11 protein-coding genes and 1 riboswitch are annotated in these 10,913 nt (G+C 67.7%); of the genes, 6 read left to right on the top strand and 5 right to left on the bottom strand.

Annotation, left to right across the window (positions count from 1 at the left end):
* Positions 1 to 108: 108 nt before the first annotated feature.
* Both NA12_RS08260 and NA12_RS08255 read left to right on the top strand, forming a co-directional pair.
* A complete protein-coding gene (locus NA12_RS08260) occupies positions 109 to 1,131 on the top strand; it encodes a DUF4349 domain-containing protein (protein WP_132370161.1) in 1,023 nt (340 codons plus the stop codon).
* Entirely contained in the window at positions 1,091 to 1,315 is a 225-nt protein-coding gene (locus NA12_RS08255) for a DUF167 domain-containing protein (RefSeq protein ID WP_067447975.1), read from the top strand. Before NA12_RS08260 ends, NA12_RS08255 begins: the two co-directional genes overlap by 41 nt.
* A gap of 84 nt (positions 1,316 to 1,399) precedes the next feature.
* On the opposite strand, the gene NA12_RS08250 is transcribed toward NA12_RS08255, so the two are convergent.
* The gene (locus NA12_RS08250; protein WP_067447973.1) at positions 1,400 to 1,882 is read right to left on the bottom strand and encodes a tRNA (cytidine(34)-2'-O)-methyltransferase; all 483 of its coding nucleotides are present in this window, start codon (positions 1,880 to 1,882) and stop codon (positions 1,400 to 1,402) included.
* A gap of 46 nt (positions 1,883 to 1,928) precedes the next feature.
* Here NA12_RS08250 and NA12_RS08245 point away from each other — a divergent pair, with 46 nt between their 5' ends.
* Positions 1,929 to 2,255, top strand: a complete 327-nt coding sequence (locus NA12_RS08245; RefSeq protein WP_243655056.1) for a DUF3017 domain-containing protein — start codon at positions 1,929 to 1,931, stop codon at positions 2,253 to 2,255.
* A 64-nt stretch (positions 2,256 to 2,319) separates the two neighbouring features.
* Here the strand turns inward: NA12_RS08245 and NA12_RS08240 are convergent, their stop codons facing one another.
* Positions 2,320 to 3,276 carry an oxygenase MpaB family protein gene (locus NA12_RS08240; protein ID WP_067447971.1) on the bottom strand — a complete coding sequence of 319 codons (957 nt, stop codon included), beginning with the start codon at positions 3,274 to 3,276 and terminating at the stop codon, positions 2,320 to 2,322.
* Positions 3,277 to 3,411: 135 nt separating this feature from the next.
* Here NA12_RS08240 and NA12_RS08235 point away from each other — a divergent pair, with 135 nt between their 5' ends.
* Complete coding sequence (locus tag NA12_RS08235; protein ID WP_067447969.1) at positions 3,412 to 4,047, top strand: TetR/AcrR family transcriptional regulator; 636 nt, start codon at positions 3,412 to 3,414, stop codon at positions 4,045 to 4,047.
* Positions 4,048 to 4,051: 4 nt separating this feature from the next.
* Here the strand turns inward: NA12_RS08235 and metX are convergent, their stop codons facing one another.
* The 3 genes from metX to NA12_RS08220 all read right to left on the bottom strand — a co-directional run bounded on the left by metX (position 4,052) and on the right by NA12_RS08220 (position 7,488).
* On the bottom strand, positions 4,052 to 5,197 hold the full coding sequence (metX, locus tag NA12_RS08230; protein ID WP_084472500.1) for a homoserine O-acetyltransferase MetX: 1,146 nt from the start codon (positions 5,195 to 5,197) through the stop codon (positions 4,052 to 4,054).
* On the bottom strand, positions 5,194 to 6,510 hold the full coding sequence (locus NA12_RS08225) for a bifunctional o-acetylhomoserine/o-acetylserine sulfhydrylase (RefSeq protein ID WP_067448030.1): 1,317 nt from the start codon (positions 6,508 to 6,510) through the stop codon (positions 5,194 to 5,196). The genes metX and NA12_RS08225 overlap by 4 nt, the downstream gene beginning before the upstream one ends.
* Before the next feature lie 80 nt (positions 6,511 to 6,590).
* Positions 6,591 to 6,701, bottom strand: a riboswitch (SAM riboswitch).
* 64 nt (positions 6,702 to 6,765) lie between these two features.
* Positions 6,766 to 7,488, bottom strand: coding sequence for a TetR family transcriptional regulator (locus NA12_RS08220; protein ID WP_067447967.1), 723 nt, complete (start codon positions 7,486 to 7,488; stop codon positions 6,766 to 6,768).
* A 134-nt stretch (positions 7,489 to 7,622) separates the two neighbouring features.
* On the opposite strand from NA12_RS08220, the gene NA12_RS08215 reads away from it, so the two are divergent.
* On the top strand, positions 7,623 to 9,116 hold the full coding sequence (locus NA12_RS08215) for an MFS transporter (protein ID WP_243655057.1): 1,494 nt from the start codon (positions 7,623 to 7,625) through the stop codon (positions 9,114 to 9,116).
* Between the two features lie 285 nt (positions 9,117 to 9,401).
* On the top strand, positions 9,402 to 10,619 hold the full coding sequence (locus NA12_RS08210) for an NADP-dependent isocitrate dehydrogenase (RefSeq protein ID WP_067447965.1): 1,218 nt from the start codon (positions 9,402 to 9,404) through the stop codon (positions 10,617 to 10,619).
* The last annotated feature ends 294 nt before the right edge of the window (positions 10,620 to 10,913 follow it).

Genomic DNA, 10,913 nt, shown 5'->3' with positions numbered 1-10,913 from the left:
GGGTAGAGACATACAGGGGTTACCCGGCCCAGGGTGTGCACGCATGGGGCGATGTGTCCGCCTGGTTGAACGCCGGCCGGGGGTCCGCTGACGCACTACGCTGCGACCATGCGCAAGCTTGCCGTGGTGATGATCGCGTTGCTCGGACTCGTGTTCCTGGTCGGGTGCGGCGACGACGACAGCGAGGACCATGCCGGTAAGGCGTCCTCGCCCACTGTCATGGGCGGGCCCGCTCCCGCAGTGACGCCCGGTTTCCGGGAGGGCGCCCCGCAGCGGGACAGTCCGGCGCCGACGGATCAGTCGAACCGGAAAGAGGTGATCACCGGGTCGGTGGATGTCACCTCGGGGGACCCGATCGCCGCCGCCGCGACCGTCACCGAGCAGGTTCGCGCCGTCGGCGGCCGGATCGACAGCCGCACCGAACAGCCCGGCACCGACAAGCGTGCCGCGCGGGCCGTGCTCAGTGTGCGGGTGCCCGCCGATAAGACCGATGCCTTCATCACCGGGCTCGGTGGGGTGGGCACGGTGACCCGGGTGAGCACCAACCGCGACGATGTCACCATGCAGTGGCAGGACCTCGACGCCCGCATCCGTGCCCTGCAAGCCTCCGTCGACCGGCTCAAAGCGCTGATCACCAGCGCCACCAACACCGCCGACCTGATCGCCGCGGAGGAGGCACTGTCGAGCAGACAGGGCGAACTCGACAGTCTCACCGCGCAGAAACGCAGCCTCGACGATCAGGTGGCGCTGTCCACCATCACCATCACCCTCACCGCCGACGACAAGACCGCACCCGGCGACCCGGACAACTTCTGGGACGGCATCGTCTCGGGCTGGCACTCGCTGATCGACTGGTTGCAGGACGCGATCGTCTTCATCGGCAAGGCCGTGCCGTGGTTGGGCTTCCTCGCGGTGATCGGTGGATTGCTGTATGCCGCACTGCGTTTCCTGCGCAGGCGTCGCCGCGTCGGTACGCCCGCGCCCACCGCGCCCGTACCCGCGGCCACCACTCCCGCTGCACCCGCCGCCGCGTCCGGAGTCGGCACATCCGGCGCACCCGAATCGGCAGCGTCAGGGAAGGAGACTCCCGGTGCCCACCGTGCGGGCGACGATCAAACCGAACAGCCGTAAAGGCCCACTCGTCGAAACCGCCGACGACGGCACCCTCACCCTCTACGTCCGCGCCCCGGCCGTCGAGGGCAAGGCAAACAAGGCCGCCATCGAACTACTCGCCGACCATTACGGCGTCGCCAAGTCCGCCGTCCGGCTGACTGCGGGCGCCACCTCCCGGTTCAAGCGGTTCGACATCGACTGAGGCGCGGGCCCCCTCGTGTCCAGCACCATCGCGCCGCCTACCGACTTGCGATGTCACACCGGGGCGTCCGCACGGCCGCCCCGCCTAGACCGCGCCCGGAAACCCCAGCTGCCGCCACGCCTCGTACACCGATACTGCCGCGGCGTTCGACAGATTCATCGACCGCCGCCCCGGCAGCATCGGAATGCGTACCTGCTCGGTGATCCGCGGATCGGTCAGCACTTCCGCCGGCAGCCCCGTCGGTTCGGTGCCGAACAGCAGCGCGTCGTCGTCGCGATAGGCGATATCGGTGAAACGGGTGGTGGCCTGGGTGGTGAAGGCGAACACCCGCCCGGGCCGGATCGCCGCGAACGCCGTCGCCAGATCGGGGTGCACGGTCACCACCGCGAGGTCGTGATAATCCAGCCCGGCCCGGCGCAGCTTGGACTCCGACAGGTCGAAACCGAGCGGTTCGATCAGGTGTAGCGCGCAGCCGGTCCCCGCGGCCAACCGGATCGCGTTGCCGGTATTGGGCGGAATCACGGGCTCGTGAAAGATCAGGTGCAGCACAGCGGACCACTCTGTCATGCGCCACCCCGTCCGCGCGCAGGCGGTATCTGGAACAATCGGGCTCGTGAACGAGGCGGAGACGACCGGCAAGCACCGGGTCGCGCGGTTGAGCGCGGGGGAACAGTACCTGCGCAGTCATCTGCCGATGACCGTGGTGACCGCGCTGATCGTGATCGCGGTCGGCTTCGTCGCGTGGGACCGGTGGCGTCGCGGTGCGCTGATCTTCGGCAGCGCCGCCCTGGTGGCCGCCGTGTTCCGGCTGTGCCTGCCGACCGTGCAGGTGGGGTTGCTCGCCGTGCGCAGCCGTCCCTTCGACGTGGCGGCCTTGACCACACTCGGCAGTGCCATCGTCTTCCTGGCCGCCACCATCAACACTCTCGGCGTCAACTGACGCGAGAGGCCGACCACGGCGTCGTTGACGTGGCCGGCCTCGACATCCGCGTGCGCGGTGTCGTTCAGGCGGTTTCGGGGACTTTCGGCTCCCAGAGGCTGCGATGCCCCTGGCTGCCGTACCGGGCGCGCGCCTGTCCGGGCGTGATCGTCACCGGGTCGACCGGAACCGGGGCGGTGGCGTGCGCGGCGAAGACCTGCCCGGTCATCGGTGCGATGAACGGCGCGGCCTTCACGATCACCCAGTTGTCACGCCGGGCGGCGAGCCACGAGATCACCTTCGCGGGAATCCGCACCGCGAGATCGACCACGCGGGGCACCCGGTACCGGCCGAGTCTGCGCATCCACATCGGCAGTGTCGGGATGCTGGCCAGCGAGAGCAGTCTGCTTCCGATCGCGTAGCCCCAGCCTTTGCTCGGCGGCGTCCACATCAGATAGTGCATGCCTTCGATGGCGCGCTCGGTGACGCACAGTTGGGGCCGGACCCGCTCGTAGTAGGCGCGCACCTCGTCGCGTGAACGCGGTACATCCTCGGGTTTGCAGGTCTGCAACTCGGCGGCGATCGCGCACTCGGCCCAGTAGCGCTGCTCGTCCTCAGGGCTGAGCGGGCCGGGTCCGTACATCTCGTAGGCCTTGAGCACCGAGTGCCAGCCGGTGATGTGGATCCACAGCTGGGTTTCCGGACTGTTGGCGCTGTAGCGCTTGCCGCTGATCGGTTCGATGCCCGTCATCGGCGCGTGCACCTTCATCAGGTGCTCGGCGGCCTGGATGGCGGTGCGGCCGTCGCCGACCGCGACGAGCACGAAGTACAGCAGGGTGTGGTCGAGCCGGGTGCGCGGGTTGCTGTAGATCCCCTGCGAATCGGCGACGGCGGCGGTGAGGAACGGATCGAAGTGTTCGAGGGCGACGGCGCGCTGGAATCCGATCAGGGCGGTCGGCGACGCCCAGACCTTCCAGCTGGGGGAGTCGGGCCCGAAGAAGCCGTAGTCGTCGCGGCGCAGTGAGGTGGGGTCGAAGGCCATGGCACATGCTCCTTTGCAGGTGAATACAACATCACCGTAGCAATGGTGTGTGTTGAATACAACGGCTGCGTAGGAATTGCGCCGCCGGATCGGCCGCGGGGTATCGTCCAGAGAGGAAGAAAGGCGGGTGGGCGTGTGACAGCGACGCAGGATCGGCAACCGCGGCGCCGCTATGCCCCGCGGCTGCCGCCGCGGGAGCGTCGTGCGCAATTGCTCGACGCCGCGTTCGCCGTATTGGGGCGGATGGAACTGCACGAATTGAGCATGGAGGCCGTCGCGCAGGAGGCCGGGGTCGGAAAACCGGTGCTCTACACCGTGTTCAAGACCCGCGCCGAACTCGTCGAGGCACTGCTGGAACGCGAGAGTGAACGCGGACTGGAACAGATCGCCGAAACGTTGCCGGCGGACCTGCTCGGCGCCGACCCGGTCGCGGTGGCCTCGTCGACGGTGGAAGCGTTCGTCGGTGTGGCCCTGGCGAATCCGACGCGCTGGCGGCTGATCCTCGCCACGCCGGCGAGCGCCCCCGGCGAATACCGTGCGGCGCTTCGCACTTCGCGGGCCGATATCTTGGCGCGCGCGGAATCTCTTGTGCGCATGGGTATTTCGCTGTCGCCGCGTTGGTCGGGCATGGATGCCGAACTGCTCGCGAACTCGACCCTCACCGTCGCCGAAATGCTCGGCCGACTGGCCGTGAGCGAGCCGGAACAGTATCCGCGCGAACGACTTCAGGCCTACGTGCGCTCGATCGTCACCCTGCTGACCGGACCCTGACGGCTCAGCGGTTCTCCCGCGCCAAGCGCATCGTCTCGGTGAGCAACTTCGACACGGCGGCGGCCTCGGTGAGGAACCCGTCGTGCCCGTCGCGCGAATGCACGATCTCGAGACCCGCGCAGCCCGGCAGCCCCTCGGCCAGCTCGGCCTGCGTGGACAAGGGATACAGGCGATCGGAGTCGACGCCGCCGACCACGCACGGCACCGGGGTGGAGGCCAGCGCGGCGGCGACACCACCGCGCCCGCGACCCACGTCGTGGCGGTTCATGGCCTCGCTGAGCAGCACATAGGTGGCCGGATCGAAGCGCGAACACAGCTTGTCGGCCTGGTGTTCGAGGTAGCTCTGCACCGCGTATCGTCCACCGGTCCACGGGTTCTCGTCACCCTGGGCCTTGTTGGCGAACCGGTGATCGAGTTCGCTGTCGGTGCGGTAGGTCAGGTGCGCGATCCGCCGGGCCAGCCCCATGCCGGTCATCGGCGCGCGGCCGGTGCCGTGATAGTCGCCGCCCTGCCAGTCGGGATCGGCCGTGATGATGGCCATCTGGGTGGTCTGGGTACCGATCTGATCGGCGGTGGCACGGGCGCCGACAGCCAGCACGAGCGCGGCGCTGACCCGCTCCGGCAGGCCGATGATCCACTCGAGCACCCGCATGCCGCCCATCGAGCCGCCGACCACAGCGCCGAGCCGCTCGATCCCGAGCACCTCGAACAACTGCGCCTCGGCGCGCACCTGATCGCGGATGGTCAGCTCGGGAAACCGTGCGCCCCAGTGCTTTCCATCGGACGCGAGGGAAGCGGGCCCGGTACTGCCCTTGCAGCCGCCGAGCACGTTGGTGGCGATCACGCACCACTCGTCGGTGTCGATCGGCGCGCCGGGCCCGACCATGCCCTCCCACCAGCCGGGCGCCCCGTCGGGCCCACCGATGACATGGGAGTCACCGGTGAGCGCGTGTTCGACGAGCACCACATTGTCCAGCGTGGGCGAGAGCTCGCCCCAGCGTTGCACCGTCAGCCGCACATCGGGGACCACTGCGCCGTTCTCCAGTGCCACGTCCCCGATGGCGACCACGCCTGCTCGCCCGTCCGGCGGTGGCAGCAGGGCCACTCCGGTTCCAGGTCGGGCGATCGGCGATTCGGTGCTCACGGTCACGTCGTCGCCGCCGCGAACCCGGCCCTTAGATCGGCCAGAATGTCGTCGATTCCCTCGATGCCCACCGCGAGCCTGACCAGGCCGGGAGTAACGCCGGCCGCCGACTGTTCCGCGGGCGTCAACTGCGAATGCGTGGTCGACGCCGGGTGAATCACGAGTGAACGCACATCACCGATGTTAGCTACATGGCTGTGCAGGCTGAGCGCGTCCACGAACTTCTTGCCCGCATCGACACCGCCCGCCAGCTCGAAGGCCACGATCGCGCCCGCCCCCTTGGGCGCCAGCTCCTTGGCCCGCGCGTGCCAGGGCGAGGACTCGAGGCCCGCGTAGTACACGGCGTCGACGCCCGGCTGCTCGGCGACGAACTTCGCGACCTGCTCGGCATTGCTGACATGCCGTTCGACCCGCAGACTCAGCGTCTCGATGCCCTGGGCGATGAGGAACGCGTTGAACGGCGACACCGCCGCGCCCAGATCGCGCAGCAGCTGCACGCGCGCCTTGAGCGCGAACGCGGGCGCGCCCAGATCGGCGAACACCGCACCGTGGTAGCTGGGGTCGGGCTCGGTGAAGCCGGGGAAACGCGCGTTGCCGTCGGCGTCGCGCACGGTCCAGTCGAAGGTGCCGCCGTCGACGATCACGCCCGCCACCGCCGCACCGTGGCCGCCCAGGTACTTCGTCGCCGAATGCACGACGATGTCGGCGCCGTGGGCCAGCGGCTGGATCAGGTAGGGGGTGGCGACGGTGTTGTCGACGATCAGCGGGATGCCGTTCGCGTGCGCGACCCCGGCGATGCCGGGAATGTCGAACACCGCGCTGCTCGGGTTGGCGATGGTCTCGCCGTAGAACGCCTTGGTGTTGGGCCTGATCGCGGCTTCCCACTGCGCGAGGTCATCGGGGTCCTCGACGAACGAGACCGTGATCCCCAGCTTGGGCAGCGAGTAGTGGAACAGGTTGTACGTGCCGCCGTAGAGGTGCGGGCTGGACACGATGTGGTCGCCCGCGCTCGCCAGGTTCAGGATCGCGTAGGTCTCCGCGGCCTGGCCGGAGGCCAGCAGCAGCGCCGCGACGCCGCCTTCGAGCGCGGCCACGCGCTGCTCCACCGCGTCCTGGGTGGGGTTCATGATCCGGGTGTAGATGTTGCCCGGCTCGGCGAGACCGAACAGCGCGGCGGCGTGATCGGTGTCGCGGAAGGTGTAGGAGGTGGTCTGGTAGATCGGCAGCGCCCGCGCGTTGGTGCTCGCGTCGGGGGCCTGGCCCGCGTGGATCTGCTTGGTCTCGAAGGACCAGTTCTCGGGCAGGGAAGAGTCGGTCATGTCATGCTCCAAATGGGTGTCAGCCGGGGGATCTCGTCAACTGGGTCGGATCGACTCGCAACAACACATGGGGGCCTCCTGCAATGCGCTTGCTCTCGACTTTCGAGAGCCCGGTCATCACCCGGAGCACCCCACCGCAACTGGAGGGTTGCCGACCAGCGAGCCGGGGCTTGGCGCTGGTACTCATGACCTTGCCGTCATGTTAACCGGAGATCTTCCGCGGGCGGAAACTTCCCCCGCATTTCCCGCCGAAGATCACTCGTCGGACGGTGCGCCGAAGCCTGGCGTGTCGTCCACCGGTGCGCCGCACACCTGCCGCAAGCCGTGGTAGGCGCGCAACACGGCATCGCGAGTGACCCGAACGGCCACCGCAGGCGATCCGCTCAGCAGTGCCTGTTCGGTATCGGCGACCGAGAGGTGGCACAGCATCTGCCAGATTCCGGCCACCAATTTGACCGTGAAGTCGTCCGGCGTCGTGCCCATCCGATCCGCGAGTTCGGTGCACACCGCCACGTTCTTCTTCTCCGCGTATTCCAGCGCGCGGGCGTTGACCGACTGGCTGGTGCGCATGATCCGCTGCATCTGCAGGAACTGGCGAATGAACCGGATGCCGTCCGCGTCCGCCTCGGCCTGGACCACCGACAGATAGGCCCCGCACAGGGCCTGGAGTTCGTTGCCGGTCTTGGGCTGCGAGCGCAGCGCGATGGCGACGGAGATCCCGAAGTCGTCGATCGGGGCGAGCACGATGTCTTCCTTGAGCGCGAAGTACCGGTTCACGGTGCGCGGGGACACATCGGCGCCCGCGGCGATCTGCTCGACCGTGGTCGCGTCGAAGCCCTGGCTGTCGCACAGGTCGAGCCCGACGGTGACGATCGCGGCCTTGGTCTGGAGCTTCTTGCGTTCGCGCAGGCCCAGCGGCGCGGCGGCAGCCGGTTCGGTCGTCCGGTCGGCGCTGATCGGAGTGGTCGAGTCCAGCATGGCACCAGACTACCGCTTCGGGCGCTGTATCTGTCCAGATAGGCCAATTGGCGCATTCAGACATTTTTCTCTTGACGCCAATTGTCGGGTAGTGCCAGGATTGAGCCAAGCCATTCGAGCGACGAGGAGCCCTGGTGACCAGCACCGAGCTAGAGACGAAACATGTTGATTCCCAACAGAGTTCGATGCGGTGGTGGGCGCTGGTCGTGCTCTCCGCCGCCCAGTTGATGGTGGTGCTCGACGCCACCGTGATCACGATCGCCCTGCCGTATGCCCAGCGTGACCTGGGGATCAGCGATGGCGACAAACAGTGGGCGCTCACCGCGTACACGCTCATCTTCGGTGGGCTGCTACTGCTCGGCGGCCGGATGGCCGACTACCTGGGCAGGCGCCGGATCTTCCTGGTCGGCCTGGTCGGCTTCGCCGCCGCGTCGGCACTGGCCGGGCTCGCGCAGACCGGACCGCAGCTGTTCCTCGGTCGCGGCTTGCAGGGCGCGTTCGCGGCCCTGCTCGCGCCCGCGGCGCTCTCGCTGCTGTCGGTGATCTTCACCGACGTGCAGGAGCGTGCCCGCGCGTTCGCGGTATTCGCGGGGATCACCGCGGGCGGCATCGCGTTCGGGCTGATCGTGGGCGGCGCGCTCACCGAGTTCGCGTCGTGGCGGTGGACGCTGTTGATGAATACACCGATCGCGCTCATCGCGGTAGTCGGCGCCGTCGCGGTCATCGCACGCGATATCCCGGTGCCGAGAACCGGCGGCTACGACCTGCCCGGCGCCGTCACCGTGACATTCGGGTTGGTGGCGATCGTCTACGGATTCAGCCGCGCCGCCGAACACGGCTGGCTGGCCGGTAGCACCCTCGGCCTGCTCGGTGCGGGCTTCGCGCTGCTCATCGCGTTCGTCGCCATCGAGGCACGTTCGGCGAACCCGCTGCTTCCGCTGCGAATTCCGGGCGAGATCAATCGCGGCGGCGCGTTGCTGGCAGCGCTGCTCATCCCGATCGCGATGTTCGCCATGTTCTTGTTCCTGAGCTTCTACTACCAGAACACCCTTGGCTATTCGCCGCTGAAAGCGGGCATCGCGTTCCTGCCGTTCCCGGTGGGCATCGGGATCGCCGCTGCTGTCACCAGCTCGCTGATGCCCAAGTTCGGGCCGCGGCCGCTGATGGTGGTCGGCGCGCTGCTCGGGGTCGTCGGCCTGCTGTGGCTGGCGCAACTGAGCTACGGCGACGGGTACGCGTTCAGCGTGCTGCCCGCGCAGCTGGTGATGGCGCTCGGCATGGGCCCGCTGTTCGTCGGGATGCAGGCCGTCGCCCTGCACCAGGTCGACGCCGAGGACTCCGGGGTCGCCAGCGCCCTGCTCAATGCCGCTCAGCAGGTCGGCGGCGCCGTCGGCACCGCATTGCTGACCACGCTGTCGGTTCAGGCGGCGAAGAACTACGTCACCGACAACCCTGCCGTCGACCACCTGGTCGAACGCGCGTCGATCTACAGCTACGACGTCGCGTTCTATATCGGCGCGGGTTTCTTCCTCGCCGCCGCCGTGGTGATCGCGGTGATGATCCGCGACAAGCCGGAGAACCTGATCGAAGGCGACGAACACGCGGCCGCGATACCCGTCGCGGTCTGATCTTCTCGACGAGGCCCGCGCTACGGCGCGGGCCTCTTGTTACCGTTCAGTAGCCGGTCAGGGCCCGATCGGGTGGTGGCGGGCGGGCCAGGGGGCCGTCCCGCACAGTGGGGCCTCCCGTCGCGGTGAGGTGGGGGACAGCAGTACGCTCGTCTTGTTTGCACCACACGTCCCGCAGACAACGCGGGGCATATACGTTGTCTGTTGGAACTGCTGGGGTCCGCTCACAAGCGTGTTCGCCTAGCCGTGCAATAAGGGCACCCACCGAGGAGGACACGAAGATCCATGTCCAAGATCAAGGTTGAAGGCACCGTTGTAGAACTCGACGGCGACGAGATGACCCGGATCATCTGGCAGTTCATCAAGGACAAGCTGATCCATCCCTATCTCGACGTGAACCTCGAGTACTACGACCTCGGCATCGAGTACCGCGACAAGACAGACGACCAGGTCACCGTCGACGCGGCCAATGCCATCAAGAAGTACGGCGTCGGCGTGAAATGCGCGACCATCACCCCCGACGAAGCGCGGGTGAAGGAGTTCGGCCTCAAGAAGATGTGGCGCTCGCCCAACGGCACCATCCGCAACATTCTGGGTGGCACCATCTTCCGCGCGCCGATCATCATCTCCAACGTGCCCCGCCTGGTGCCCGGCTGGACCAAGCCGATCATCATCGGCCGTCACGCCTTCGGCGACCAGTACCGCGCCACCGACTTCAAGGTCTACGAGGCGGGCACCGTCACGCTGACCTTCACCCCGGAGGACGGCAGCGAGCCGATCATCCACGAGGTCGTGAAGATGCCCGAAGACGGCGGCGTCGTCATGGGTATGTACAACTTCAAGAAGTCCATCGAGGACTTCGCGCGGGCCTCGTTCAACTACGGCCTGCAGCAGAACTACCCGGTGTACCTCTCCACGAAGAACACCATCCTCAAGGCTTACGACGGCATGTTCAAGGACACCTTCCAGGAAGTGTTCGACGCCGAGTTCAAGGCCGAGTTCGACGCGGCGGGTCTCACCTACGAGCACCGCCTGATCGATGACATGGTCGCCTCCTCCATGAAATGGGAGGGCGGCTACGTCTGGGCCTGCAAGAACTACGACGGCGACGTGCAGTCCGACACCGTGGCCCAGGGCTTCGGCTCGCTCGGCCTGATGACCTCGGTGCTGCTCACCCCGGACGGCAAGACCTGTGAGGCCGAGGCCGCGCACGGCACCGTCACCCGGCACTACCGCCAGCACCAGCAGGGCAAGCCGACCTCGACCAACCCGATCGCGTCGATCTTCGCCTGGACCCGCGGCCTCGAACACCGCGGCAAGCTGGACAACACCCCCGAGGTGATCGGCTTCGCGCAGGCGCTCGAGGACGTGGTCATCAAGACCGTCGAGGGCGGTCAGATGACCAAGGACCTCGCCGCACTCGTCGGCGGCGACCAGGGTTACCTGAGCACCGAGGAATTCCTCGGCGCGCTCGATGTGAACCTGGCTCGCGCACTGAAGTGAGCTAGGCCCCCCCTCGCGACCGCGAGTTCGCACGGCTGTGAAACGCCCGCACCGAATCCGGTGCGGGCGTTTCTGTGCCGCCTCGCTGCCCCGCCTCGCTGCCCCGCCTCTCCGTGTATTCGAGCCGGGCTCGAGTGACGGGAGACCTGCGTCGGCGGCCTGCGGAATCGGTGGCGGTTCAGTGTGCTCGGCCCGGGGAGTTACCCATGTTCTCGCGAGATCAGTGGGTGGCTTGCCGGGTTCTTCTGCGCGCGGGTGGGGTAACTCACGCTCATCTCGGGTAGCGAACCGGTA

Source organism: Nocardia alba NBRC 108234 (assembly GCF_001612665.1).
Taxonomy (GTDB): domain Bacteria; phylum Actinomycetota; class Actinomycetes; order Mycobacteriales; family Mycobacteriaceae; genus Nocardia; species Nocardia alba.
Note: the sequence above shows the minus strand (reverse complement) of the source record. Positions and strands in the feature narration are given on the sequence as shown.

Excerpts from the sequence above, each read along its gene's own strand:
- NA12_RS08260 (WP_132370161.1), top strand. The coding sequence starts at position 109 with ATGCGCAAGCTTGCCGTGGTGATGATCGCGTTGCTCGGACTCGTGTTC.
- NA12_RS08250 (WP_067447973.1), bottom strand. The coding sequence starts at position 1,882 with ATGACAGAGTGGTCCGCTGTGCTGCACCTGATCTTTCACGAGCCCGTG.
- NA12_RS08240 (WP_067447971.1), bottom strand. The coding sequence starts at position 3,276 with ATGGCCTTCGACCCCACCTCACTGCGCCGCGACGACTACGGCTTCTTC.
- NA12_RS08225 (WP_067448030.1), bottom strand. The coding sequence starts at position 6,510 with ATGACCGACTCTTCCCTGCCCGAGAACTGGTCCTTCGAGACCAAGCAG.
- NA12_RS08220 (WP_067447967.1), bottom strand. The coding sequence starts at position 7,488 with ATGCTGGACTCGACCACTCCGATCAGCGCCGACCGGACGACCGAACCG.
- NA12_RS08210 (WP_067447965.1), top strand. The coding sequence starts at position 9,402 with ATGTCCAAGATCAAGGTTGAAGGCACCGTTGTAGAACTCGACGGCGAC.